This window comes from Flexivirga lutea, assembly GCF_054778955.1.
In genome coordinates this window covers 295,306-321,666 of sequence record NZ_BAAGZB010000001.1, presented here as the reverse complement: position 1 = coordinate 321,666, position 26,361 = coordinate 295,306, and the positions used below count along the sequence as shown (strand labels likewise).

21 protein-coding genes are annotated in these 26,361 nt (G+C 70.9%); 8 read left to right on the top strand and 13 right to left on the bottom strand.

Annotated elements, in window-relative coordinates; genetic code table 11:
• Position 1 precedes the first annotated feature (1 nt).
• The 4 genes from ACYVBN_RS01620 to nudC form a co-directional block, all read right to left on the bottom strand.
• Complete coding sequence (locus ACYVBN_RS01620) at positions 2-289, bottom strand: WhiB family transcriptional regulator (protein WP_440282334.1); 288 nt, start codon at positions 287-289, stop codon at positions 2-4.
• A gap of 206 nt (positions 290-495) precedes the next feature.
• Positions 496-783, bottom strand: a complete 288-nt coding sequence (locus ACYVBN_RS01615) for a hypothetical protein (RefSeq protein WP_440282236.1) — start codon at positions 781-783, stop codon at positions 496-498.
• A gap of 269 nt (positions 784-1,052) precedes the next feature.
• Positions 1,053-3,173, bottom strand: coding sequence for an ATP-dependent DNA helicase UvrD2 (locus ACYVBN_RS01610; protein ID WP_440282235.1), 2,121 nt, complete (start codon positions 3,171-3,173; stop codon positions 1,053-1,055).
• 28 nt (positions 3,174-3,201) lie between these two features.
• Complete coding sequence (gene nudC / locus ACYVBN_RS01605; RefSeq protein ID WP_460599023.1) at positions 3,202-4,215, bottom strand: NAD(+) diphosphatase; 1,014 nt, start codon at positions 4,213-4,215, stop codon at positions 3,202-3,204.
• Positions 4,216-4,256: 41 nt separating this feature from the next.
• On the opposite strand from nudC, the gene ACYVBN_RS01600 reads away from it, so the two are divergent.
• Positions 4,257-5,474, top strand: a complete 1,218-nt coding sequence (locus ACYVBN_RS01600) for a protein kinase family protein (protein WP_460599022.1) — start codon at positions 4,257-4,259, stop codon at positions 5,472-5,474.
• Between the two features lie 34 nt (positions 5,475-5,508).
• Here the strand turns inward: ACYVBN_RS01600 and ACYVBN_RS01595 are convergent, their stop codons facing one another.
• Entirely contained in the window at positions 5,509-6,381 is an 873-nt protein-coding gene (locus ACYVBN_RS01595) for a LysR family transcriptional regulator (protein ID WP_460599021.1), read from the bottom strand.
• 75 nt (positions 6,382-6,456) lie between these two features.
• Between ACYVBN_RS01595 and ACYVBN_RS01590 the strand changes: the two genes are divergently transcribed.
• Complete coding sequence (locus tag ACYVBN_RS01590; RefSeq protein WP_460599020.1) at positions 6,457-7,731, top strand: MFS transporter; 1,275 nt, start codon at positions 6,457-6,459, stop codon at positions 7,729-7,731.
• 18 nt (positions 7,732-7,749) lie between these two features.
• On the opposite strand, the gene ACYVBN_RS01585 is transcribed toward ACYVBN_RS01590, so the two are convergent.
• The 4 genes from ACYVBN_RS01585 to moeB all read right to left on the bottom strand — a co-directional run bounded on the left by ACYVBN_RS01585 (position 7,750) and on the right by moeB (position 15,774).
• The gene (locus tag ACYVBN_RS01585) at positions 7,750-11,094 is read right to left on the bottom strand and encodes an ATP-dependent helicase (protein WP_460599019.1); all 3,345 of its coding nucleotides are present in this window, start codon (positions 11,092-11,094) and stop codon (positions 7,750-7,752) included.
• Complete coding sequence (locus tag ACYVBN_RS01580) at positions 11,091-14,210, bottom strand: ATP-dependent helicase (protein ID WP_460599018.1); 3,120 nt, start codon at positions 14,208-14,210, stop codon at positions 11,091-11,093. The genes ACYVBN_RS01585 and ACYVBN_RS01580 overlap by 4 nt, the downstream gene beginning before the upstream one ends.
• Positions 14,211-14,291: 81 nt before the next feature.
• Positions 14,292-14,603, bottom strand: a complete 312-nt coding sequence (locus tag ACYVBN_RS01575) for an MGMT family protein (RefSeq protein WP_460599017.1) — start codon at positions 14,601-14,603, stop codon at positions 14,292-14,294.
• Position 14,604: 1 nt separating this feature from the next.
• Positions 14,605-15,774, bottom strand: a complete 1,170-nt coding sequence (gene moeB, locus ACYVBN_RS01570) for a molybdopterin-synthase adenylyltransferase MoeB (RefSeq protein WP_460599016.1) — start codon at positions 15,772-15,774, stop codon at positions 14,605-14,607.
• 77 nt (positions 15,775-15,851) lie between these two features.
• Here moeB and ACYVBN_RS01565 point away from each other — a divergent pair, with 77 nt between their 5' ends.
• Complete coding sequence (locus tag ACYVBN_RS01565; protein WP_440282226.1) at positions 15,852-16,484, top strand: TetR/AcrR family transcriptional regulator; 633 nt, start codon at positions 15,852-15,854, stop codon at positions 16,482-16,484.
• Positions 16,485-16,663: 179 nt separating this feature from the next.
• On the top strand, positions 16,664-16,885 hold the full coding sequence (locus ACYVBN_RS01560; RefSeq protein ID WP_460599015.1) for a DUF3107 domain-containing protein: 222 nt from the start codon (positions 16,664-16,666) through the stop codon (positions 16,883-16,885).
• Positions 16,886-17,061: 176 nt separating this feature from the next.
• Here the strand turns inward: ACYVBN_RS01560 and ACYVBN_RS01555 are convergent, their stop codons facing one another.
• Positions 17,062-19,635 carry an ABC transporter permease gene (locus ACYVBN_RS01555; protein ID WP_460599014.1) on the bottom strand — a complete coding sequence of 858 codons (2,574 nt, stop codon included), beginning with the start codon at positions 19,633-19,635 and terminating at the stop codon, positions 17,062-17,064.
• A 3-nt stretch (positions 19,636-19,638) separates the two neighbouring features.
• Positions 19,639-20,439 carry an ABC transporter ATP-binding protein gene (locus ACYVBN_RS01550; protein ID WP_460599013.1) on the bottom strand — a complete coding sequence of 267 codons (801 nt, stop codon included), beginning with the start codon at positions 20,437-20,439 and terminating at the stop codon, positions 19,639-19,641.
• A 318-nt stretch (positions 20,440-20,757) separates the two neighbouring features.
• Between ACYVBN_RS01550 and ACYVBN_RS01545 the strand changes: the two genes are divergently transcribed.
• Positions 20,758-21,030, top strand: coding sequence for a GlsB/YeaQ/YmgE family stress response membrane protein (locus ACYVBN_RS01545; protein WP_440282222.1), 273 nt, complete (start codon positions 20,758-20,760; stop codon positions 21,028-21,030).
• Between the two features lie 69 nt (positions 21,031-21,099).
• On the opposite strand, the gene ACYVBN_RS01540 is transcribed toward ACYVBN_RS01545, so the two are convergent.
• Positions 21,100-21,810 carry a ferritin family protein gene (locus ACYVBN_RS01540; RefSeq protein WP_460599012.1) on the bottom strand — a complete coding sequence of 237 codons (711 nt, stop codon included), beginning with the start codon at positions 21,808-21,810 and terminating at the stop codon, positions 21,100-21,102.
• A 293-nt stretch (positions 21,811-22,103) separates the two neighbouring features.
• Here ACYVBN_RS01540 and ACYVBN_RS01535 point away from each other — a divergent pair, with 293 nt between their 5' ends.
• The gene (locus ACYVBN_RS01535) at positions 22,104-23,624 is read left to right on the top strand and encodes a DEAD/DEAH box helicase (protein ID WP_460599011.1); all 1,521 of its coding nucleotides are present in this window, start codon (positions 22,104-22,106) and stop codon (positions 23,622-23,624) included.
• A gap of 9 nt (positions 23,625-23,633) precedes the next feature.
• Entirely contained in the window at positions 23,634-24,629 is a 996-nt protein-coding gene (locus ACYVBN_RS01530) for a response regulator transcription factor (RefSeq protein ID WP_460599010.1), read from the top strand.
• A 241-nt stretch (positions 24,630-24,870) separates the two neighbouring features.
• Here ACYVBN_RS01530 and ACYVBN_RS01525 read toward each other — a convergent pair whose 3' ends face one another.
• Positions 24,871-25,719, bottom strand: a complete 849-nt coding sequence (locus tag ACYVBN_RS01525) for a PHP domain-containing protein (RefSeq protein ID WP_460599009.1) — start codon at positions 25,717-25,719, stop codon at positions 24,871-24,873.
• A gap of 90 nt (positions 25,720-25,809) precedes the next feature.
• On the opposite strand from ACYVBN_RS01525, the gene ACYVBN_RS01520 reads away from it, so the two are divergent.
• Positions 25,810-26,343, top strand: a complete 534-nt coding sequence (locus ACYVBN_RS01520) for a hypothetical protein (protein ID WP_440282217.1) — start codon at positions 25,810-25,812, stop codon at positions 26,341-26,343.
• Positions 26,344-26,361 lie beyond the last annotated feature (18 nt).

Below are 26,361 nucleotides of genomic sequence, written 5' to 3'. Positions count from 1 at the left end.
ATCACGCGGCCACGGTCTGCTTGCGCGGACGACCCCGCGGCCGTTTGCGCGGGATGACGACGCCCTGGGAGAACAGCTCGCCGCCCCAGACGCCCCAGGGCTCGGAACGGTCCTTGGCTCCGGCGAGGCAGGCCTCCCGCAGGGGGCAGCTGGTGCACAGCGCCTTGGCGAACTCCACGTCCTCCGGGCGCTCGGCGAACCACAGCTCCGGATCGTTCTGGTGACACGGGAGCTGCTCCCCGCAGTCTGCGGCCAGCGCGGTCGCGTCTATCAGATCGGACAACATCATCGGTGGGACCTCCTTGTCGCGGTCACCCCGGGTGCGGGGCCTTTCCTGCTCGGTCGGCGCCTGGTGAGCGCCGGCCGGTCGTGCGGTGGTCATGCACTGGGTCATGAACTCGGTCTTCCTGGTGGTGGTGGAAGCCCGCGACACAAAAAGGCCGCGGACCCTGGTGTCGGGTTCCGCGGCCTTCGATGAGGACGTTGTCGTCTGAGTCAGACGGGTGGCCTCGAAAGGACGGAACACCGGACACCGCCGGCAAACTTGGAGTTGTAGGTCGGGACATCGCGCGTGACGCCGAGATCGGCGCCGACAGCGAAGACGGCGATGCCGTCGACGGAGCGCTCGCGCATGATCAGACCGTTGACACTGCCGGCGGCGGGCGCACTGATCCCCTGGACCCGGGCGGTGGAGGAAGCGAGGTGGACACTCGTCATCACCGGAAGGGCAGACGTCATCGCGGCGTGCTCGTCGCACGGCTGCGTCATCTTGGTGATTTCCACGTCGAACCCCTCCTCTCGCTTTCGCGGGCCTCGCCACGTCGCCTGGACGCGCGAGCTGAACGTCCAACAGGCTACGGGGTGCCTATGCACGCGAGCAACTGAATTAACGAGAATTCTTTGCACGATTTTCGTGTGTGGCGAAAAACATTGCAGCACAACAGGATTCACCTACAGAAAAACGGTAGGACGTGATCGTCGGACACATCTCGAGGGGCTCGCCACCGCGCCTCCGGCGAGCGTGTCTGCGGACGCCGGTCCACGGCGCCGGCCTAGGCGCTGTCCTGCGCGGCGACACATGCGGCGGCGGCCGCCTCCGGGTCGGCGCCGTCCAGCACGGCGAGAACTGCCTCGCCGTAGGTGTCGCGCTTGTGCTTGCCGACGCCCGAGATGCCGCTGAGCCCGGCGATGTCCCGCGGGCGGCGTTCGGCGATGGCGATGAGAGTCGCGTCGGTGAACACCACGAATGCGGGCACCTTGGCCAACGTCGCCACTTCCAGCCGCCAGGCCCGCAACGCTTCGAACTGCGCCTCGTCATAGGTCGCCGGACAGTCGCCGCACCGCTCGATCTTGCGCTCGGCCGCGGTGTCCAGAGTGCGGCCGCAGCTGCGGCAGGTCTTCGGCTTGGCCGGCTTCTTGGGGGCGGGCCCGGTCGACCTGCTCCGGGGTGCGCTGCGCGCTCCCGGGCCGAGGACGGGCGCGGCTGCGTCCAGGAACCGCGACGGCCGTCGGCTCGCGCGACCGCCGGGGTTGCGTGCGGCGGCCCAGCTCAGCAACAGGTGCCGGCGGGCGCGGGTGAGCCCGACATACATCAGCCTCCGCTCCTCCTCGACGGCCTGCGGCCCCTCGGCGAGCGAGATCGGCAGCAGCCCGTCGGAGCAGCCGATGAGCAGCACTGCGTCCCACTCCAGCCCCTTGGCAGCGTGCAGCGACGCGAGGGTGACGCCTTCGACCGTCGGCGCGTGTTGTTCGGCGGCACGCCGGTCGAGCTCGGTGACCAACTCGCGCAGCCGGAAGCCCTCGTCGGCGCCGCCGAGGTCGTCGGCCAGCTCGGCCAGCGCATTGAGCGACTGCCAGCGCTCCAGCACCGCCCCGCCCGAGGGGCGCTGCGGGGACCAGCCGGCCGCGGTCACGATGTCGCGCACCAGCTTGCCGAGCTCGACGCTGCCGTCGTCGCCGCGCACCGCGCCACGCAACAGCACCAGCGCCTGCTTGACCTCCGAGCGTTGGAAGAACCGCTCGCCGCCGCGCACGAGGTAGGGGATGTCCGCGGCCGACAAGGCCTGCTCGACCGCCTCACTCTGCGCGTTGATGCGATAGAGCACGGCGATCTCGCTCGCCGGAACGCCTTGAGAGAGAAGCCTTTTCACTTCTTGCGCCACGTATGCCGCTTCGGCCTCGTCATCGGTCAGCTGGGTCAGCACCGGGGCCGGCCCTGGCTCGCGCTGCGCCTGCAGCCGCACGCTCTCGGCGCGCCGCGTGCCGGACTGCAGGACGAGGTTGGCCAGGTCGACGACCTGCGGAGTGGAGCGGTAGTTGCGCACCAGTTGCACGGTGTGCGTGCCGGGACGGCGGCCGGCGAAGTCGAGCAGGTGGCGTGGTGTCGCGCCGGTGAAGGAGTAGATCGTCTGCGCCGGGTCACCGACGACGCACAGGTCGGGCCGGTCGCCGACCCACAGGTCGAGCAACGCCTGCTGGGCCGCATTGACGTCCTGGTATTCGTCGACCACGAAGTGCCGGTATTGACCGCGCACGGTCGCCGCGATGTCGTCGCGTTCGGCCAGCACACCGGCCATCAGCAGCAGCACGTCCTCGAAATCGATGACGTCGCGGGCCGACTTGACCTCCTCGTAGGTCTCCCACAGCCGGGCCATCGCGGTCAGATCGAGCTCGGCCGGCGAGCGCCCGGCCTTGGCGGCCGCCGCGCGGTAGGTCTCCGGAGTCAGCATCGAGACCTTGGCCCACTCGATCTCCGCCGCCAGGTCCCTTATGACGACGCGGTCCAGCTCCAGGCGCAGGCGGGCGCCGGCCTCGCCGACCGCCGGCGCCTTGTGCTTGAGGAGCTGCGGGATCGGGCCGCCGATCGCCTGCGGCCAGAAGTAGTGCAGCTGCCGCAGCGCGGCAGCGTGGAAGGTGCGCGCCTGCACCGCGGGCAGGCCGAGTCCGCGCAACCGGGTGCGCATCTCCCCCGCCGCGCGGGCGGTGAACGTCACCGCCAGCACGCGATCCGGCCGGTAGGCGCCCGAGTGCACGCCGTAGGCGATGCGGTGGGTGATCGCCCGGGTCTTCCCGGTGCCGGCACCGGCCAGCACGCACATCGGCCCGAGCGGGTTGCTCGCTACCTGCCGCTGCTCCGGGTCGAGCCCCGCGAGGACCTCGTCTGCTGTCGTCATCCGTGCTCTGTCCCTGTCCCTAACCGTCCTACCGTGCCTGCCGCAACAGGGATCCGTCGTCGGCCTGGTCAATCGGTGCGCCGTACCAGTGCTCGATCAGATGGCGCGCGATCGACAGCCGCGCCGGCAGCCGCACCTCGCCGCTGCCCACGGCGGCCGCCAGCTCCGGCCGGGTGAACCATCGGGCCGCGGCGATCTCCTCGGGATCGAGGGTCAGCTCGGTCGTGGTCGCACGGCAGGTGAAGCCGACCATCAGTGACGCCGGGAACGGCCACGGCTGATCGCCGAGGAATCGCACGTCGACGACCTCCACCCCGACCTCCTCCATGACCTCCCGGGCGACCGCGGTCTCGAGCGACTCGCCGGGCTCCACGAAACCAGCCAGCACCGACATCCCATTGCCGGTGAAGTTGCGGCCGCGGCCGAGCAGCAGCCGGTCGTCGGCATCGACCACCGACATGATCACGGCCGGATCGGTGCGCGGGTAGTGGTCGCGCCCGCATCCGTCGCAGTGCCGCGTCCAGCCGCTCTCGGTCACCCGGGTCGCGTGACCGCACCGGGAGCAGAACCCGTTGACCGCGTGCCACCGGCCGATGCCGGTCGCGGTGACGGCGATCGGGACGTCGTCGCCGTGCAGCCGCATGCCGAGGTAGCGCAAACCGTCGGCCGGAACGTCGCCGACCACCCCACGAAGCTCTCCCCCGCTACGCTCCCTCGATGCTTCGTCAGGGGCTGCACCCCCCGACACTTCGCGAGGACGCCGGTCGTCGCTGTCCCGCAGCACCGCGAGCACCTCGCGGCCGGCGATCTCGCCCAGGTAGACCACGACTTCGTGGCGGTCGGCCGGGTCGGGGGCCCGATAATGCAACCGATGACCGTCCCCGGTGTGGGGGAGCCTGTCGCCATACACCTCGAGCACTGCGGTGGAGGGCTGCTCGAGGAGCGCGTCGATCAGCGCCGGGTCGCGGCGACGCAACGCACGGCGGTCGAGGGCGGAGCTGTCGAGGACCAGATCGAAACCAGTTTGCGAAGCTGCGGGCACGCCATCCAGGTTATGCGGTCGGTTCGGCTTACCGTGGGGCCGTGCTCCGCAGCCCGTTGACCCTCGCCGCCCTCGCGACCGCAGCCGTCCCACATTTCACGCCGACGACCGTCCGTGGCACGTCGACGGCGCAGGACGATCGTTTCCAGATCGCCTACGTCACCACCGCCGACGGCAAGGACTGGGTCGTGCGCGCCGGCCGCAGCACCGCTGCCGGTGCGCAGATGGAGCAGTCGGACGGCTTGCTGCGGCTGCTGTCGGCGCGCGTCCCGTTCGCCGTGCCCCGCATCGAGGGCACCGCGGTCGCCGACGACGGCACGGTGGTGTCCGTGCAGACCCGGTTGCCGGGCACCCCGTTGGTATGGCGCGAGTTGCGTGCCGGTTCCCCGATGGCGCGCAACATCGGCAAGGCGCTGGCCGCCATACACGACGCCGACCCGCGGGCGGTGGAGGAGGCGGGACTGCCGACGTATGACGCGGACGCCTACCGCGCCCGGCGTCTCGCGACGCTCGACCGCGCCGCCGCGACCGGCCACGTGCCCGCCGGGCTGTTGTCGCGCTGGGAACGCGCCCTGGAGGAGGTGGCGCTGTGGAAGTTCGCGACCTGCACGGTGCACGGCCCGCTGGAGGGCTCGCACGTGCTGGTCGACGGTGACGCGGTGGTCGCGATGACCGGCTGGGAGCAGGCGGGTGTCTCCGATCCCGCCGCCGACTTCGCGGTGCTGTCGGTGCTCGCCGAGCCGGCCGCGTTCGACACCGTGCTCGAGGCGTATGCCGGCGCACGTCGCGACACGATCGACACCCACCTGGAGCGCCGGGTCCGGCTGGCCGCCGAGTTGCAGCGGGTCAACGCCCTGATGGACGCGGTGACCAGCAACGACCGCGAGCTGGTCGCTCGCCGCAGCGCCGCACTCCGGCGCCTGGACGAGGCGATGCGCGATGACGAGTCACTCCTTCCGCCGGCACCCGGCCGGCGCAAGGTGCCGGAAGTCGCGCCGGAGCCCACGCCGGCGGTCGACCCCGAGGACATCGAAGTGGTGGAGTTCGAGGACGCCGGCTCCGACGACGAGACCGTCGAGATCCCAGTCAACGCCCGGGAGCGGTCCACCTCCTCGGCCGCAGCCAACGAGACCGGCCCGGAGGAAGATCCCGAGCCGTCGTCATACCCGCTGGACGACGAGGCGGACGACGAGGCGGACGCGACCGACGACCACGACCACTCGGACGAGAACGCGAAGGACGCGAAGCGCCCGTCCTGACACGCCTCGCGTCACGCTGCGCCGGCCGCGAAGTTCACTCCCCCGACAGAAGCTCCAGCAGGGCGCGCGCTGCCGGATTGCCCGAGGGGGTCGTGCGCGTCACCAGCGCCAGCGTGCGGGACGGCGCCCGGGGTGCCACCGAGATCGCCGGCAGCCCACTGCGATCGGCCAGCGGTGCCGGCACCAGCGCCACGCCCAGTCCGTGCCCGACCAGCGACAGCACCTGATCCATGTCGCTGACGGCGCAGCCGATGCGGCGATGCAGACCCGCGTCCGCGCAGACGTTCTCGATGACGGTCTGCAGCCCTTGGCCGGCCCGGAACTCGATGAACGTCTCCTCCGCCAGGTCGGCCAGGCGCACCCGGGAACGTCCCGCGAGCCGGTGCTGCTCACCGACGACCACGACGATGCGCTCGGTGTAGGACCGGCGGACCGTCAACCCGTCGGGCAGCCGTGTGCCGTCGAGCGCCGCGAAGGCGAGGTCGAGCTCGCCCCGCAGGACCGCGCGCAGCAGGTCAGCGGTCGGTGCCTCCCGCAGCGTCAGCTGGATGCCGGGATGCCGCCGGTGCAGACCGGCCAGCGCAGCCGGCACGTCGACCGAGCTGAACGTCTGCACCATTCCGACGGCGAGTTGCCCCGTTGTCAGACCCGCCGCTCCGGCAATGCGCCGCCGCGCGGTGGCGATCTCGCCGAGGATCAGGCGCGCCGAGTCCAGCAGCGCGGCTCCGGCGGGCGTCAGCAACACACGTCGGGTGGTGCGCTCGAGCAGCACGGCGCCGACGTCCCGCTCCAATGCCTGGATGGAGGAACTCAGTCCCGGCTGGGAGATCCGCAACCGTTGCGCCGCGACGGTGAAGCTGTGGGTTTCGGCGACCGCGACGAAGTGGGTCAGCTGCTTCAACTCCATTTATAAAAGCTAGCAATGAAAACGAGTTGATTACCTTGTTGGACAAGTACCTCATGCAGCCGTCAGCCTGGCCGGGTGAATCCGACACCATCCTCCGCAGGCCGTCGCATCGATCACCGGCTGGTGCTGGTGATGGCCCTCGCGTCCGGGATCGTCGTCGCCAACAGCTACTACGCCCAGCCGCTGGTCGCGCAGATCGCCGACCACTTCGCGGCGTCGACCACGAGCATCGGCCTGGTGGTGACGGCCGGACAGATCGGTTACGCGGTCGGCCTGGCGCTGCTGGTGCCCATCGGTGATCTGGTCGACCGGCGCCGGTTGCTGACCGCGGTGCTGATCGGCACCACCGGCTGCCTGCTCGCCATGGCACTCGCACCGACGTGGCAGACGCTCGCCGCCGCAGGGTTGCTGGTCGGCGTCTCGTCGGTCGTCGGCCAGATTCTCGTGCCGTTCGCTGCCTCGCTGGCCGCCGACGACGAGCGCGGCAAGGTCATCGGCGACGTGATGACCGGTCTGCTGCTGGGAATCCTGCTCTCCCGCTTCGTCGCCGGGTTGTTGGCCGAGGTCGCCGGATGGCGGGCGGTGTTCTGGGTCGCTGCGGCACTGATGGTCGCCACCATCGTCCTGCTGCGGCGGGAACTGCCCGACGCCCCGCCGGCCGCGCAGCTCAGCTACCGACGCGCGCTGGTGTCGGTGCTCGCCCTCATCCGTCAGGAGCCGGTGCTGCGCCGGCGGATGCTGTACGGCGCGGTGACCTACTCCTCCTTCGGGGTGTTCTGGACCAGCATCGGCTTCCTGCTCGCCCGTGCGCCCTACCACTGGTCCGATGCACAGATCGGCGTGTTCTCGCTCTGCGGCGTGGCCGGCGCCCTCGCGGGCAAGGTGGCGGGACGGCTCGCCGATCGCGGGTGGGCCCGCGTGCAGACCGGGGTGTTCGTCGCCGCGACCGCAGTCAGTTTCCTGCTGCTCGACGTCGGGCGGCACCAGGTGGTCGCGCTGGCGGTCGGCACTGCCCTGCTGGAACTCGGCATCCAGGGCACCCACATCAGTAATCAGTCGTTGTTCTACGCCTTGCGACCGGATGCGCGCAGCCGGCTGAACACCGCCTACATGACGTCCTACTTCGCGGCCGGGTCCGTCGGCAGCGCCCTCTCGGCTGCGGTGTATGCCTCCCATGGGTGGGGCGGTGTCTGCCTGCTGGGAGCGGCGTTCCCGACGGTGGGACTGACCGTCTGGCTGCTGGAGATGTCCACCCGCAGGCTGCGACGCGACACCGACCCCACGATCTGCGGCGACCGCCCGTTGGCCGGCACCTCAGCCGCCACGCCGTTGCGGACCGGAGATCGCTGAGGCCGCACCGCACCCGGATCAGCCGGGCACCCGCCGCAGCAAGGCGGCGATCGCGTCGTCGGCAGGCATGGCGGGCCACACCGTCTCGCCGGTGCCGGCGTAGTAGAAGGCCGCGTCCACCTCATCGGTCGCCACTCCGCGCAGCCGGGCGAAGGCCAGCCGGTATGCCGCCAACTGCAGCACCCGCGCCTGCATCGCCGCGCCGAAGGGCCGTGCGCCGGTCTTCCAGTCGACGATGACGAAGCCGTCGTCCCGCCGGAACACCGCGTCGATGCGTCCCCGCACCGAGATGCCGTCGATCCAGGTCTCGACCGAGACCTCGATCTCCTCAGGGGTGCGCGACGCCCATTCGGAGGCGAGGAATCGCTCCTTCAGCACCTCGAGGTCGGCGTCGTGGTCGGCGTCCTCGTCCGCCGCGCCGGGCAGCTCCAGCACGTCGACCAGCGCAGCATGTGCGTAGTGCTGTTCGATCCAGGCGTGGAACGCGGTGCCCCGGCGGGCCGCGCTCGCCGGTGGTGACGGCATCGGGCGCCGCAGCCGCCGGGTGAACTCGACGGGGTCGTCGGCCAGGGACACCACGGCGGAGGCGGAGAGGTGTCGTGGCAGCAGCACTGCTCCGAGCCCACGGGAGCGCGACCGGTCACGCTCGCGCAACAGCAGCTCGATCTCCTGCTCCCGGTCACCGATCGGCAGCAGATCCTGGCGGTCCCCGGCCAGCGCGGCGGACACCCGTGCCACACCGTCCGCCAGATCGGCCCGGCGCGCCGCCATCGGATCGGTCGGCCAGCCGACCGACGAGTCCTCGTCGGCTCGGGGATTGGCGACCGTGGTCTCACCGGGTGCGGGTGCCGGCATCGGCTCCCACACGTCGGTGCGCACGAGCCGGGCGTCGACGAGCTCGGTGAGGTAGCGAGAGGTGATCCGCGGGGTGCTCGCCGTGGACCACACCGAGGCGGTCAGCAGCAGCTCCGAGCGCGCTCGGGTGAAGGCGACGTAGGCGAGGCGGCGTTCCTCGTCCAGACCGTGTTGACCTGCGGCAGCACGGAATTCGACGATCGCGTCGCGCAACTCGCGGGCGTCGGTCGCTTCCGCCCAGCGCAGTGGAGGCAGCCCGTCGGCGTCGCCGCGCAGGTCGAAGGGCAGGCCCTCGAGCCCGCCGATCCACTCACTGGCATTGACGGCCCAGGTGGAGGGATCGCCGGGGACGCCGTGCGGGCTGATCTTCCAGCCGTGGTGGTCGGCGCTCCAGCCGACCGAACCGTTGTGGTCCGGGAAGGTGCCCTCGACCAGGCCGGGGATGGCGACGATGTCCCACTCCAAGCCCTTGGCGGCGTGCACGGTGAGGACCTGCACCGCTCGGGGTTCGGCCTCCAGGTAAGGGCGGTCCAGGCCACGCTCCTCGCGTTCGGCGGCTGCCAGCCAGGAGAGGAAACCGCCGAGCGTCGGCCGGTCGGACGATGCCGCGAAACCGGCTGCCACTTCTGCGAATCCGTCTAGGTGCACACGGGCGGTGTCCGGCGTCTGGCCCGGCCGGGCGAGCACCTCGATGTCGAGCGCGAGAGCGCGTTCGGCCTCCACGACCAACTCGCTCAACGGGAGTCCGGTCATCGACCGCAGCCGCCGGATCTCGTCCCGCAGGCCGGCCAGGCGGTCCAACGCCACCGGGCCGATCCGCTGTCCGGCGGGCCCGCACCAGTCGGCGTCGGGTAATTCGTCCAGGGCTTCGATGATCGACGGCCGGTCGCGGGTCTCGGCTGAGATGTCCTGGCGAACGCGGTCGTCGCCGCCGGGCGTGGGCTGCGGCCGGTCGCGCCGCTCCAGCGTGCGCGCCCACTCCCCGAGACCGTCGAGGTCGGCCGCGCCCAGGCGCAGCAGCGGTCCGGTGAGCAACCGCATCAGTTGGTCGCCGCGCGTCGGATCCTGCACCGCCCACAGCAGGCTGACGATGTCAGCCACCTCGGGCGTGGTCAGCAGACCGCCGACACCGACCACCTCGACCGGCAGGTCGCGGTCTCGCAGCGCCTCGACCACCGCGGTGAACTGGGACCGCTTGCGGCACAGCACCGCGGCCGTGCGACGGGTCCACGCACCGTCGGCGCCGGTGTGCCGCTCGTGGATCCACTGCGCGATGTATGCCGCCTCGGCGTCCTGGTCGGACAGCCGTGCGGCGACGACGGAGCCCTCCCCCGCGCCCGGCCGGGGTTGCAGCGTCGCGACCGGCACGGCACTGGCCGCCCGCAACGGCGAGGCGGCCCGGTTGGCCGCGGCGAGGATGCTGCTGTCATTGCGCCAACTCCGAGACAGCTGAAGCACTTTCGCCGGCCCACTGGTATCGGCGAAGAGGTGCGGGAAGCTGCCGAGGGTCGTGGCGCTGGCCCCGCGCCAGCCGTAGATCGACTGGTGCGGATCGCCCACCGCGGTCACGCGAACATCATCGCCGGGTGCTTCGTCGTCACCGGCATACAGGGATCGCAGCAGCACCATCTGCGCCTCGCTGGTGTCCTGGAACTCGTCCAGCAGCACGGCACGGAAGCGGCCGCGTTCGAGCGCGCTGAGTGCCGGGAAGGACCGTGCCAGCTGCGCCGCGAGGGCCATCTGATCGGCGAAGTCGAGGGCAGACCGCTGCCGCTTCAACTGCAGGTAGCGCTGCACGATCGGCACGATCTGCCGACGAGCGGTGAGCGCGTCCGCGACCTTCTTCATGTCGCCACCGGTCACCTTCGTGGCACCCACCGGCGGCAGCTGTGCGGTGTCGGTGAGGTAGTGGTCCAGATAGCCGATCAGGTCCTCGGCGTCGACCAAGTGCTCGGCGAGTTCGCCGGCCAGGCTGACCACTGCGGTGGTGACATTGCCCTCGGTGTGGGTGACCTGGTCCATCGGGCCGTCGTAGCCGAGCACCGCCTCGGAGGCGAGCTGCCATGCCGCGGCCTCGGAGAGCAGCCGGGACTCCGGCTCGATGCCGAGGCGCAGCCCGTGCTCCCCCACGAGCCGGCCGGCGTAGGAGTGGTAGGTCTGCACGGTGGGCACCTCGGCCAACGCCTGGGTGCCGTCGTCGGTCGTCGGCAGCCAGATGCCTTCGCGGCGCAGCCGCCGCAACCGCACGCCGATGCGCTCGGCGAGCTGACCGGCGGCCTTGCGGGTGAAGGTCAGACCGAGCACCTGGTCGGGCTCCACCTGGCCGTTGGCGACCAGCCACACCACGCGCGCGGCCATCGTCTCGGTCTTGCCCGAGCCGGCACCGGCCACCACCAACAGCGGGGACCCGGGGGCGGCCTCGGTCACCGCCACTTGTTCGTCGGTCGGAGTCGGTAGACCGAGCGCCCGGGCGAGCTCCACGGCGGAGTAACGCTGCTGCCCGGTCACAGACGTCCGCCTTCGGGCTGCAGCGGACAGCTCTTCAGAACCGGGCAGGTGCGACACCGGGAGTTGACCTGTGCGCTGAATGTCGCGCCGGACATGCCGTCAGCCGTCTCGGCGAGCAGGTCGTAGGCCCATCGCGGGTCCTCCTGCTCGGCCAGCGGCGCCTGGACCTGGGTGACCGCCTTCTTGCCGGCGGCCTTACCGACCTGCACCAGCGCCGCCCCGCCGGACACCGAGCCCTCGGCGAAGCCGCCTTCGGTCACCGCGACCTGGTAGGCGCCCAGCTGCGGGTTGCCCGGCAGCTCCGCGGCGGACGGCTTGGACGAACCGGTCTTGAGGTCGATGATCCGGATCTCCTCCCCACGGCCCTCGATGCGGTCGACCCGCCCGGTGAGTCGTGCCCGGCCGACGAGCACCGAGAAATCGACCTCGACACCGACCGGCCGCCAGCCCTGCGCCTTCGCCTCGTCGAGGTATCCGGTCAGCCGCTGCAGCATCTGGTGCGCGGTCGCCCGCTTCTGGACCGACACCCACGTGTCCCCGAGACCGAGCCGTGCCCACCGCTCGTCGAGCGCGGCCGCCATCGCGTCGGGGTCCTTGTCGGCGAACTCCTGGGCGACCTCGTGCACCAGGGTGCCCAACGCGGCCGCGCCGACGTCGGGTCCGTCCCCGCCGGCCGTGGTCAGCAACCAGTTGAGCGAACAGGTGCCGAAGCTCTCCACCCGGGAGGGCGAGATCTGGACCAGCTGGTCCGGTGAGCGCAGCGGCCGGTCGTCGGTGAGCTCGCGCAGCGCCCACCAGTGGGCCGGGTCGGCGCCACGCACGCCGGCCGCGGCGAGCCGCGCGAGTTGTCGAGCCGCCTGGGACCGGTCCTCCTCGTCACCCACGGCCAGCTCGCGCCGCAACTCGGCGACGACCGCGGGCAGGGTGGTGGGTCGCGCGACCTCGGTGAAATCACGCAATGCGTCCGGGTCGTCGCTGACGTCGAGCGGGTCGACGACGTCGAGGTATGCCGAGGGTTGCTCGTCCTCGTTGCGCACGGCCGTGACCAGCAGCCGCTCCGTGGCTCGGCTGACCGCGACGAGGAACTGCCGGGTCTCGTCGTAGCGGACGGCGGTCTGCGCGGCACGCCACGAGTCGCCCCGGTCGGCCAGCACATCGACCAATCGCTCGGAACCCAGCAGCGATCCGCGCAACCGCAGGTCCGGCCACACGCCCTCCTGCACGCCCGCGACGACCACGAACTGCCACTCGCGGCCGGCGGCGGCCTGCGGAGTCAGCAGTGCGACGGTCTCGTCGTCGGGCGCCGCCGCGACCAGCCGGTCACCGGGCACGTCCTGGCCGCGCACGTGCTCCAGGAAATCCAGCGGGGCTGCGCCCGGGAGACGGTCGACATACGTCGCGGCGTCGGCGAACAACGCGACGATCGCATCGAGCCGGCTGTCCGCGCGCTTGCCCTCGCGGCCGCCCGCCAGCGCCTTGGCCTGCCAGTCGTCGGCGAGTCCGCTGGCCTCCCACATCGCCCACAGCACCGTCTCGGCGGTGGCTCCGGCAGCAACCGCAGCCTCCCGGCCGGCGCGGATGACGCCCGCCACCCGCAGTGCCGGAGTCGCGACCGGACCCAGCAGCTCCAGCCACGGCAGCCCGACGACCGACGCGGCGAGCAGCTCGTCGGAGGAGCGCGACCCGTCCGCGCCCAGCTCCTCGGCGCGCAGCGCGCGACGCAACCGCCGCAACGCCACCGCATCGGCGCCGCCGAGGGGTGAGCTCAGCACATCGGCGGCCAGCTCCGGGCTGATCGGGTCAGGGTCGTCGGCGAGGAGTTTGCCGATGGTCTCCAGCAGCGCCAGGAACGGCCGGACCGCCGGCTCGTCCCGCAGCGGGACCACCGTCGGCGGGGAGTTGACCGGCACACCGGCCGTGGCCAGCGCGCGGCGCAGCGAACCGGCCCGGCCCTGGCCGCGCACGATGACCGCCATCCGGGACCAGTCCAGACCGTCGAGCAGGTGTGCCCGGCGCAGTTGGGCGGCGATGTGTGCGGCCTCCTGGGGCGCCGACCGCAGCAGCGCCACGTCGACCCGTCCGCCCGGCCGGGACGACACCAGCCGGTGCTCGGCGCCCGCGACGGCGCCGATCCGTTCGGCCACCCGCTCGGCCACCCGGCGGACCGCTTCCGGGTGCCGGTGCCCGACCGGCAAGATGACCTGGTCGATCGCACCGAAGTGGTCGCCGAGCGCGCCGAACATCGCCGGGTCGGCGCCACGGAAGCTCTGCACGGTCGCGTCCGGATCCCCGATCAGCACGATCCGGGTGGCGGGCGCGATCACCAGCCGCAACAGCCGAGCGGCCGCCCGGGTCAGCTCCTGCGCGTCGTCGACCACGACGAAGCCGATGGCCCGGTGCACCCGCTCGCGCGCCCGCGGGTCGGACTCGAGCAGATCGGCGGCCGCGCTGAGGATCCATGCCGGGTCGAACGCACCGGGTCGCGACAGTGCGGTCACCTGGTCGTATTCGTCCAGCACGCGCGCGGCGGCCTGCCACTCGGGGCGGTCGTGTGCCCGGCCCAGCGCGGCGAGCTCGTCCGCAGTCAGCCCCCACTCCACCGCGCGCATCAGCAGGTCGCGCAACTCGTTGCGGAAACCCCTGGTCGGCAGGGCGTTGTGCACGAAGTCGGGCCAACCCGGCGGTATGCCGTCACCGGCCGCGTGACCGGCCAGCAACTCGCGCAGGACGACGTCCTGCTCGGGTCCACTGAGCAGCCGTGGTGCCGGCTCGCCCTGCAGCGCGGCGGCCTGTCGCAGGATGCCGAAGCCGAGCGCCTGGTGGGTGCGCGCGAGCGGCTCGGTCGAGGTGCGCTGCAGTCGCGCGGTGACCCGGTCGCGCAGGTCGGCGGCCGCCAGCCGCGTCGGTGCGAGCAGCAGGCAGCGGTCCGGCGGGATGCCGCGCTCGACCGCTGCCACCACGGATTCGACCGCGAGCGTCGACTTGCCGGTGCCGGGAGCACCGATCACCACCGATGCGCGGCTGGTGCTGTCGCAGACGGCCTGCTGCACGTCGTCCAGGACCAACGGTTCCGCTGTGAGAGCGGGCGGTCGACGTAGTTCCAGCACGGGACTCATCCCATCACGCACGACCGACATACCCACAGGTGCTCGGTCCCCGACGCCCCGCCCCGACGGTCGCAGGTGGACGCATGTCGCTCACCCCAGGTCGAAGCGAGCCCGCGCGAGGTCGACCCGGTCCAGGAAGGTGCCCTTCAGCGGCGTTTCTTCGGCGCGGTAGTGCGCCAATGCCTCGTCCTCGTTGCCCTGCGGTGGCCGGCCGTCGGCGCGCAGCACGCGCCACCAGGTGACCAACGCGCCGTACTCCGACATCACCGCGCCGACCTGACGCGGCCCGGCACCGACGACGCGGCCGATGTCGCCATACGTGACGACCTTGCCCTCGGGCACCCGGTCGACGACGTCGAGCACGGCGTCGGCGAGATCGGGCAGCTCGTGAACGGCCGGCATGTCAGTACCGGGGTAGCGAGGGGTCGATCTGATCGATCCAGCCCAGCACTCCGCCGTCCAGCGACCGAGCGCGCACACCGGTCGCGTCAGCGACCAGCCGCACCGCCTCGGCCGATCGCGCGCCGCTCTTGCAGTAGAAGACCGCGGACTCGTCCACTCCGGCGACCGCCGGCAGCCCCGTGCCGTCGCGCAACTGCGCCACGTCCACCTGTATGCCGCCGCCGGGCAGCGACACGATGTCGCGCTCGGCCGGGGTGCGCACGTCGACGAGCACCGGAGCCCGGCCCGCCTCGATCAGGTCCGCCAGCTCGCGGGCACCGATGGTCGGCACCGGCTCCTCCGGCGGCACCGCACAGGCGGACGCCTCGTCCTGCAGGACGGTGATGGTCGGTTGGTCCCCGCAGACGGCACAATGCGGATCGCGGGCGACGGGCACGCCGGCCCAACTGCCGGCGAGCGCGTCGTGGACCAGGATCCGACCGGCCAGTGGCTCGCCGATGCCGAGCACCAGCTTCACCGTCTCGGTGGCCTGGATGGAGCCCATGACACCCGGTAGCGAACCGATCACGCCGGCCTCGGCGCAGGACGGCACCGTGCCGGGTGGCGGAGCGGTCGGGAAGATGCAGCGGTAGCAAGGGGATTCGCCATACGACCAGACGGTGACCTGTCCGTCGAACCGGTTGATCGAGGACCACACCAGCGGCAGCCCGAGCAGCACGCAAGCGTCGTTGATCAGATAGCGGGTGGCGAAGTTGTCAGTGGCGTCGACGACGACATCGTGCTCGGCGAACAGCGGCAGGGCGTTGTCGGCGGTCAACCGCGCCTCGACCCCGACGACCACGATGTCCGGGTTGAGGTCGAGCGCCGCGCGCACGGCCGAGTCGACCTTGGCGACACCGATGTCCGTGGTGCGGTGGATGACCTGCCGGTGCAGGTTGCTCAACTCCACGACGTCGTCGTCGATGACCGTCAACCGGCCGATCCCGGCACCGGCCAGGTAGGAGAGCACCGGGGCGGCGAGACCACCGGCTCCGACGACCAGCACGCGGGCCGCCGCGAGCTTGTCCTGACCGGCGATCCCGACCTCCGGCAGCAGCGTGTGCCGGGAGTACCGCTCGGCCTGCTTGCTGTCTGCGGGCGTACTGCCCCGTAACCTTGGTGGGCGCGTCACGCTGCCACAGCCTAGTCTCGCTCTAGGATGCCGAGCGGGACCCGCCAGGTCGGCGCCGGTCAGAAAGGGACATTGGAGTGAGTGTTGCGGACACGGGAGCCCGCGGAGGACGTCTACCACGCTCTGCGCGTCGCGCCCAGCTGTTGGAGGCTGCGCAGTCGGTGTTCGCCGAGTCCGGCTATCACGCTGCGGCGATGGACGAGATCGCCGATCGCGCACACGTCAGCAAGCCGGTGCTCTACCAGCACTTCCCCGGCAAGCTGGACCTCTACCTGGCGCTGATCGAGCAGCACACCTCCGAGCTGCCGGAGCTGGTCCGCGCCGCGATGGCCTCGACCCAGGACAACCAGGAGCGCGTCGCCGCGGCGGTGCGCACCTTCTTCACCTTCGTCGAACGCGAGGACGCCGCGTTCCGGCTGGTCTTCGAGTCCGACCTGCTGGGCGAACCCGAGGTCGCCGGCCGGGTGGACCGGATGAGTGCGGAGTGCGCCGACGCCGTCGCCCGGGTCATCCAGGAGGACACCGACCTGCCGCCGGAGCAGGCGTTGCTGCTCGGCGTCGCCACCGTCGGTATGTCGCAGACCGTCGCCCGTTCCTGGCTGCACGGCCGCACGGTGCCGCGCGAGGAGGCCGAGCGCCTTGTCTCCAGTCTGGTATGGCGCGGCCTCGCCGGGTTCCCGCTGCACCCGGAGCAATCCGTCGCCGACTGACGCGGCTGACCTGCCTCGCCCGGCCGCCGAGTCGCACACCTGCCACCGAGTGGCACACCTACAGCTGTGCCACTGGGCGACAACTGTGCCAGTCACCGCGACACCCTCCGGTCTGCCGGCGGGCCGGACGTAGAGTGAGCGCCAGTTCGTGAACCAGCCCTATTCGAAGGAGCTTGAACGTGGAGATCCGGATCGGTGTGCAGCACGTCGCACGCGAGGTCGTCCTGGAGTCCGAGCAGTCGCCGGACGAGGTGCAGCAGCAGGTGGAGACCGCACTGGAGAAGGGCACTCCCTTGGTGCTGGCCGACGAGCGCGGCCACCATGTCGTCATACCGGCCGCGGTGCTGGGCTACATCGACATCGGCAGCGAGCAGCGCGGCCGCGTCGGTTTCGGCGGCTGACTGCATTGTTGGTCGCATTCCTCACGGATCGGTCCTCAGCCGTCGCTCACAAGTTCGCCGACGGCTGAGTCCGTTCCGATCGTCGTCGCGACATCGCCCAGCCACCGCACTGCGTCGACACGAACGGGCCGGTCACCCATCGAGGGTGACCGGCCCGTTCGGCATACCAACGCCGATCACAGGTCCGCGATGGCCTCCAGCGGCTTGGTGCGTGCCGCCCGTATGCCGGGCCACAGTGCTGCCAGCACACCGCACACCGCGGCGGCGACCAGCGTGAACAGCACCGTGCCCCAGGGGACGACCGGGGTGATGCCGGCGATCCATTCGCGGAAGGTCCGCACCAGGCACCAGCCGATGATCACACCGAGCACCATGCCGAGCAGCGCCCCGAAGATGGAGATGAGCACCGACTCCAGGTAGATCGTGCGACGCACCTGCCCCCGCAGCATGCCGACCGCGCGCAGCATCCCGATCTCCCGCTTGCGCTCCACCACGGACAGCGCCAGCGTGTTGATGATGCCGAGCACGGCGATGACCAGGGCCAGGCCGAGCATGCCGTAGAGCACCACCAGCATCTGGTTGATCTGCTGTGCCGAGGAGTTGGCGAACTCCGCCTTCGTCTGCACCTTCACGGTCAGATAGCTGCCGGTGACGTCCTCGATCCGCTGTTGCACGGCCGACCGATCGGCGCCGTTCTTGAGCAGGATCAGGTCGACGTAGTCGGCACGCAGGCTCGGCGGGGTCAGCTTCTCGAACGCCCCGGAGCCCAATTGGAACGGGCCGAGCAGTGCCGAGTCCTTGTAGATGCCAACGACTTTCACGTTGACGTGCTGGCCGAACTTGCTGGTGAGGTCGACGGTCTGGCCGACCGACCAGCCCTTGTCGGCCGCCATCTTCTGCGACGCGAGCAGAGCGTCGGACCCCAGCGCCGTGGTGCCCTTGACCAGCTTGATGTTGGCCACGGCGGTCAGGTCGCCACTGGGCGACGTGCCGCCGATCTCCTTGCCCTCGACGGTGGCGGCGACCGCATGCATCGCGACCACCCGGTCGACACCGTCGACCTTGCCGATCGCCGAGCTCACCGCCGGCGGCAGGGCGCCGGAGTTGGTGGTGCCGGTCACGATGATCGGCGCCCTCACCTCTTCGTTGACCGCCTTGTCGATGGTCGACTTGAACGACGCCCCCAGCGTGCCGATGATCGCCACCAGCATCAGGCCGAGCGTGAGCGCGAACGCCGTCGCCGCCGTCCGCCGTGGGTTGCGTATGGCGTTGGTGCGCGCCAGCTGTCCGAGCTTGCCGAACGGCTTGGCGAAGACGAGGCCGAGCAGACCCACCACCGGGCGGGCCAGCGCCGGAGCACCGCAGACCACGGCGATGATGGTCCCGAGCGCTCCGAGACCGACCAGGCCAGCCGCGCCGCCGCCCTTGCCGCTGGCCCCGATGACGAGCGCCGCAATGCTGAGCACGGCGAGCACCACCGCGATGATCGTGCGCACCCGCAGCGAGGCGGATCCGTCGGTCTGGCTCTCCCGCATCGCCTCGACCGGCGCCACCTTGGACGCTCGACGGGCCGGCGCCAGCGCGCTCACCGTGGTGACGACCACCCCGACCACCAGGCAGGCGATGATCGCGCCGGGACCGACCACGAGCGAGCCACTGGGCAGCCCGGTGCCGGTGCTGGACAACAACGCCTGCAGGCCGGCCGCGAGCCCGATGCCGACACCCAACCCGACCACGGAGCCGAGCAGGCCCACCACCACCGCTTCGAGCATCACCGACCGCATCACCTGACCACGGGCGGCCCCGATGGCGCGCAACAGGGCCAGTTCGCGCACCCGCTGGGCCACGATCATCGAGAAGGTGTTGTAGATGATGAACGTGCCGACGATGAGGCCGATCGCCGCGAAGGCCAGCAGGATGTAGTTGAAGATCTGCAGGAACGAGTTGATCGCGTCCTTGTTCTCCTGCCGCACCTCGTCCCCGGTCTGCACCTTGTAGCCGGGGAACTCCTTGTTGATCCGCTGCTTGAGGGTGTCGGCGGAGACGCCGGGCACGGCGCCGAGTTGCACGGTCGATGCGTGCGAGCCGTCGGTGAACAGCTTCTTGGCGGTCGCGGTGTCGAAGTCCATCTCGGTGTAGCCGGAGGTGTCGCCGGCCATCTTGACCAGGCCGACGATCGTGACCTCGAACGGTGTGGCGGTGCCGGAGGAGACGACGACCTTCGTCGTCGAACCGACCTTCAGGTGCCCGCGCTCGGCCGCGCTCTCGTTGAGCACCGCCTCGTGCGGCCCGTGCGGCGCCCGGCCACCGGGCAGGATCGTGGCGCCGTCCGGATCGAGCGCCTGGCTCTTGGGCACCCAGTTGGCGCCCATCGTCGGGGCGCCGCCGGTCTGGATCGCCTTGCCGTCGGAGCCGGCGATCGTCATCGTCGACTCGTAGCCCGGGACGATCTTCGCGACACCCAGGGCGGACTTGTCGCGCTCGATCCGTGCGATGACGGAGTCGGGCACCCCCAGGCTCTCCACCCCGCCATACGCGTTGGTGTCGGTGGTCTTGGGGCTGATCTGCGTGTCGACGCCGATGGCCACCTTGTCGAAGATGCCGTTGAAGGAGTTGCTCATCGTCGAGGTGAAGACGAGCGCACCGGCGATGAACGACGTGCCGAGCACGACGGACAGCACCGTGAGGGCCAGGCGCAGCTTGTGCGCCGCGAGATTTCGCAAGGAGACCTTGCGCATCGTGGAAGCCATGGGTCAGTCCTGCTCGGCCAGCCGCGTCGGGGCGTGCTCGTCCAGGTGCTTCATGTATTCGTAGATGTCGTCGGTCGACAGGCCTCGCTGGTCGTTCACGATCTGGCCGTCGGCCAGGAAGATCACCCGGTCGGCGTAGGACGCGGCCCGCGGGTCGTGCGTCACGATCACCACGGTCTGGCCGAAGTCGTCGACGGTGGCGCGCAGGATCGACAGCACCTCCGCCGAGGAGCGGGAGTCGAGGTTGCCGGTCGGCTCGTCGCCGAAGATGATCTGCGGCCGGCCGACCAGCGCGCGGGCGCAGGCCACCCGCTGCACCTGGCCGCCGGAGAGTTCGCTGGGCCGGTGGCCGAGCCGGTCGGCCAGCCCGAGCCGGTCGACCACGGCGGCCATCCATTCCTTGTCGACTGATCTGCCCGCGATGTCCAGCGGCAGGGTGATGTTCTCGCGCGCGGTGAGGGTGGGCACCAGGTTGAACGCCTGGAAGACGAACCCGACCAGGTCACGGCGCAACGTGGTCATCTGCTTGTCGTTCAGGCCGGTCAGGGCGACGTCGCCGATCTGCACGTCGCCGGACGACGCGGTGTCCAGGCCGGCCAGGCAGTGCATCAGCGTGGACTTGCCGGAGCCGGACGGGCCCATGATCGCGGTGAACTCCCCCGCCGCGAATTCGACGGAGACCTCGCGCAGTGCATGCACCACGGTCTCGCCCTTGCCGTAGGTCTTGGCCAGCTTGTATGCCGCGGCGGCCGGCGGCGTCTGCGCCTCGCGGGCCACCTCGGGGGCGGCTGCTGGGTTGGACATGTGGTTCCTCCCGAGATTGCTGGATCTGCTGCAGTGTCGGCTACGACTATTCCGCCGGGCGCGATCCCCCACCATGCGGTTCGACCCTGACTGTCCCCCGGTCGACCCTGAGCGTGCGGTCGGTATGACGCCTGGTTTGGCCGGCACCCGGGCGGGTACCAGCCTCCCAGCACCGGCTGGTGCGAACAACAGAATTTGGGCTTTACCGAAGAGATACCCGGCGCGCCCGCAGGCAATATTGCGGGTTCTCCCAGGGTGTAGCACAGTCGGCGTCCTGGGTCCGTCCATCGACGGGACCTCGACAGAAGGAGAGAAGCAATGATCGGCGCAATCATCGGAGCCGTCATCGGTGGTCTCATCATCGGAGCGCTCGCACGGCTCATCCTGCCCGGCAAACAGGACATCTCGATCCTGATGACGATCGGCATCGGCATCGTCGCGTCACTGATCGCGAGCCTGGTCGTCGGGCTCATCGGTTACCACAACAAGAGCGGCTTCGCCTGGGTGCCGTTCATCGTCGGCATCGTCTTCGCGGCGATCATCATCACCATCTACGGCAACATGACCGGCAGGAAGCAAGTCACCCGCTGACCCTGCACCGGCGTCACGAAGAGTGCCCCGCGGCCGTCCGGTCGCGGGGCACTTGTTCGTATGGCGCGCTCACGCGGACAGGCCGAGCGCCTCCATGCGTGCGGTGTGGGCGTCGGTCAGCCGGGTGAACATGTGCATCCAGCCGCCGAGATCGAGCCCGTAGCCGGACCCGTCGTCGACCAGCAGGCCCATCAGGTCGTCGTTCTCCGCGGCCACCCGCTGCGCCTGCGACAACGCCTCGCCGATCAGCCGCCGGCCCCACAGCGCCAGGCGACCGGCGACGGTCGCGTCGGCCGCGATGGCGCGGCGCAGTTCCCCGGCGGCGAACTCCACCTGGCCGCTGTCCTCCAGCGCCTCCCGGATCAGGGTCCGGGTCTCCTCGTCGACCAGATCGGCGACCTCGCGGTAGAAGTCGTTCGCGATCGAGTTGCCGGCGTAGACCTTCATCAGCGCCTCCAGCCAGTCGGTGGGGGCCGCGCGCCGGTGCCAGTCGTCCACCGCCCGGGTGAACGGCGCCATCGCCTGGTGCGGGTCGGCACCGAGCTCGGCCAGCCGGGCCGCCAGCCGTTCGTAGTGCGAGAACTCCTGGGTCGCCACCTTGCCCAGCGTGACCTTGTCGCGGGACGAGGGTGCGTAACCCGCCTCCTGCGCGATGGTGAGGAAGCCGACCAGCTCGCCATACGACAGGACGCCGAGGAGGGCGACGACACCGCGCCGGTAGGCCGGCAGGGACAGATCCGCCTGGGTGCGCCGGGGCCGATCCGGTGTCTCCTGAGTCATGGCGCCGATGGTAGCGGTCGTGGTATGACGCCCCGACAAGGTACAATCGCAGTGGACGGGCCGCCGCAGCGTGCCCGTCCTGTCACGCGCACGAACATGAGCACAACCGGTACACCCAGGTGCCCGGTCGGTCACGAAGACACATCCGCGGGGTCGCCCCGCATCCGAAGAATTCCGATCGGCTCCGCCACACCGCGCGATGCGATGCTCGCGCCGAAGCGACCCGTCCGACGACTGGTCGCCCCGGCGCTGGACGCGACGCACGCCGATCACAGGAAGATTCATCACGCGTCATGACCGACGACACCACCACTGACCACACGACTGCCGCCACCACAGACACCGCCCCCGCTCCGTCGTTCGCCGACTTCGGCGTACACCCCGACATCGTGGCCGCGCTCTCCGAGGCCGGCATCACCACGCCCTTCCCGATCCAGGCGATGACCCTGCCGGTCGCGATCTCCGGGCACGACATCATCGGCCAGGCCAAGACCGGCACCGGCAAGACGCTCGGCTTCGCCGTCCCGATGCTGCAGCAGACCGTCGCCCCGCAGGACGAGGCTTTCGATCGGTTGCCGGCGCCCGGCAAGCCGCAGGCACTGGCCGTCGCGCCGACCCGTGAGCTGGCCGTGCAGGTGGCCGGTGACCTGCAGACCGCCGCGAAGCGGCGCGGCATACGCGTGGCCACCATCTACGGCGGCCGCGCCTTCGAGCCGCAGATCGAGCAGCTGACCAAGGGCGTCGAGATCGTCGTCGGCACACCGGGCCGGCTGATCGACCTGGCCGGGCAGGGGCACCTCGACCTGAGCTACGTGCGCAGCGTGGTGCTCGACGAGGCCGACGAGATGCTCGACCTGGGCTTCCTACCGGACGTCGAGAAGCTGCTGGCGATGACGCCGGCCTCCCGGCAGACGATGCTCTTCTCGGCGACCATGCCCGGTGCCGTCGTCTCGCTGGCCCGCCGCTACATGACCCAGCCCACGCACATCCGGGCGATGAGCGAGGACGGCGACGACCGCCAGACCGTGGCGGCCACCGAGCAGTTCGTCTACCGGGCGCACGCCCTGGACAAGGTGGAGATGCTAGCCCGCATCCTGCAGTCCGAGGGACGCGGCCTGACCGTCGTCTTCACCCGCACCAAGCGCACCGCGGCCAAGGTCAGCGACGAGCTGACCCAGCGCGGGTTCGCCGCCGCCGCCCTGCACGGCGACCTCGGCCAGGGCGCCCGCGAGCAGGCGCTGCGCGCGTTCCGGACCGGCAAGGTCGACACGCTGGTCGCCACCGACGTCGCGGCACGCGGCATCGACGTCGAGAACGTCACGCACGTGGTCAATTACCAGTGCCCCGAGGACGAGAAGACCTACGTCCACCGCATCGGTCGCACCGGCCGGGCGGGCAACACCGGCACCGCCGTCACCTTCGTCGACTGGGACGACCTGGGCCGCTGGGGACTGATCAACAAGGCGCTCGACCTGGGCATCCCGCAGCCGCCGGAGACCTACTCCTCCTCCGACCACCTGTTCACCGACCTGGACATCCCGACCTCGGCCACCGGTGAGCTGCCGCGGGCGCAGCGGACCCGGGCCGGGCTGCGCGCCGAGCGGGTCGAGGACCTGGGCGAGACGGGCAAGCGCACCGGCGGCCGTGACGGTGCTCGCGACGGTGCTCGCGAGGGTGGCCGCGGCGGCCGCGCCCGCAAGGCCGCCGGGCACGCCTCCGACGGCGAGGGCAGCCGACGCTCCGGCACGCCGCGCCGCCGGCGCCGCACCCATCGCGGCGGTTCCGCGGGTCGGGCTTCCGCCGAGCAGGGCTGAGCCCGGGCCGTGGCGAGCCCGCGGTTCAGTCCGCCCTACGTCGAACGGCTGCGGTCCGCCGACCGCTGGCTGCGCAGTTCCGAACGCGACGCACACGCGGCACGCTACGCCGTGTGCCGGACCACGATCTCCGCGCTGACCCGGGTGGACAGTTTCTACATCGGGTTCTTCCGGGGCGAGGACACCGTCTTCATCCCCTACATCTACGACCACGACCAGTTCCTGCGCCCGAGCATCGGGCGCTACGGCAAGCACGGTGTCTCCTATTGGGTGCGCAGCAGCAGGCGGCCCTACGTCTACCGGGAGGACGGCGGGCGACTGCTCACCAACGCCATACCGTTCGGCGACACCGACGAGGTGTCCCTGGACGCGATGGCGGTGCCGCTGATCGATGCGGTCAGCGGTGAGGTCACCGGACTGATGAGCGCGCAGAGCCTGCAATCGCACGTGTATGACGACGAGGCCGTCCGTGCCCTGGAGTGGCTCGGCCGGGCGTTGATGCACTCCTTCGCCCGGGACACCGCGGCGCAGGACGAACTCGAGCTCTACACGATCTATCCGGAGCTGGACACCACCGGCGTGCGAGACCAGACCGACCTGATCGACGAGGTCAGCGCCCGGGTCAACCGGCTGCACCGCCGGATCCGCGACCTCGCCGAGCTGGCGGCCTCGGCCGGCGGTGAGGTGGCCGAGGCCGCGCAACAACTGCAGCAGCTGTCCGAGACGACACAGGTCGAGATCGGCGACCTCTTCGGCGCGCTCGCCGACAAGGAGGCGGATGACGACCTGGCCGACCCCGCAGCCGAGCTGACCGCCCGGGAGCGGGAGATCGCCGAGCTGATCGCCCGCGATGGCGTGAGCAACGCCGACCTCGCCCGGCAACTGCACATCTCCGAGAAGACGGTCAAGACGCACGTCGGCAACGTGCTGCGCAAACTCGGGGTGGCCCAGCGCGCCGGCATCGAGCTGGTGCTGAGCCCGGCGCTGCGCCGGTCGAGCCACTGACCTCGCGCGGGGTCCCACCCGGTCCTAGTCCTTGGGCCTAGGCCGTTCCCGGGGAAAGTTCAGCCCCAGTCGCATAGCGAGCGCTGGCGGGATCGGACATCCTTGGACAAGGTCGTTCGCGCACTGGGGGGAGCGAACGCCGGTCCAGGGGAGAGATCGCCGGCACATACGGGGATGTGCCGGCGATCTTTTATGTCCGGGCTCGGGGCCGGCCGGTGCCGGTGGTCGCAGGACCCACGCGTCAGGGGCGGATCGGTCCACTCCCCGAGGTCGCCTGCGCACTGAGTTGTTCCAGCACCTCCGGTGAGGTGGTGTTCTCGCCGAGCTGGTTGTCCTTGCCCGTGCCGTGGTAGTCGCTGGACCCGGTGACCAGCAGCCCGAGCCGCTGGGCCAGTTGCAGGCCCTTGCCGATCGCCTCGTCGGTGTGATCCCGGTGATGGATCTCCAAGCCGGCCAGGCCGGCCTCCGCCATACCCTCGATGACGTCGACGTCGACGGTCCTCCCACGCGCCGCCGCGAACGGGTGCGCCATCACCGGCACTCCCCCGGCCGCGCGCACCAGCCGGGTCGCGAACGCCGGGTCCGGTGCGTAGTGCGAGACGTGGTACTTCGACCCGGACGCCAGGTAGGACGCGAACGCCTCGTCCCGGGAGGCCACGACGCCGGCAGCCACCAGGGCGTCGGCGATGTGCGGCCGGCCGATGGTCGTCTCCGCCCCGAACTGCTCCTGCACCTGGTGCCAGGTCAGCCCGGTGTCCGGTGCCAAACGTTCGACCATCCGCTGCGCCCGGGTGCGGCGGGAGGAGCGGGCACGTTCGAGCTCGCCCAGCAGGGCCGCATCCAGCGGGTCGATGAAGTAGCCGAGCAGGTGGATGCTGATGCCGTCGTACGCGCAGGAGATCTCGATGCCGGGCACCAGCGTGACGCCCGTCTCGGCGACCGCTCGCGCGGCCTGTCCCCAGCCGCGGGTCGTGTCGTGATCGGTCAGCGCGACGACGTCGAGCCCGGCCCGTGCGGCGGATCGCATGACCTCCACGGGGGTCTCGGTGCCGTCGCTCTGGGTGGAATGGGTATGCAGGTCGATGCGCACGGGCCGACTGTAACCGGCCGGGCCGACCGCCGCGCACCGCGTATCCGCGAGTGCGCCACACGACCGTCCTGCGGCTGACAAGCTGGACCCATGTCCGCACCCCGCCCGCCCCGGTTGGCCGCGTTGCGCCCGAAACCGGTCGTCACCGCCATCCGGCTGATGTATGCCGGGGTGCTGCTGGCGCTGATCGGTGTGCTCGTCAATGCGTTGTCCCGCGACGCCATCACCCGCGCACTGGAGCACACCAACAACTCCCGATCGCCCGGGAACCGACTGTCCGCGGCCGATCTGCGTCAGGCGGCCGATCTGACCTACGACGGCTTCCTCACCATGTCGATCGTGGCGACGGTCGTCTGGCTGGTGATGGCGGTCGCCAACAGCCGCGGCCTGGGCTGGGCGCGCATCGTGGCCACCGTGCTGGTCGTGATGAACCTGCTGCTCACCATCGGTATGGCGACCCGCGGCACCACCGCCGCGACGATCGCGGAGGTGCCGACCCTGCTGGTGGGGGCCGCCGCCGTCTGGCTGCTGTGGCAGCAACCGAGCAACCGGTTCTTCGAACAGTGCGCCGCGTTGCGGACGACGCCGCGTGGGCGGCAGCCGATGCCGGACGGCTCGGCGTGACCGGCCGCTCCTGACGGC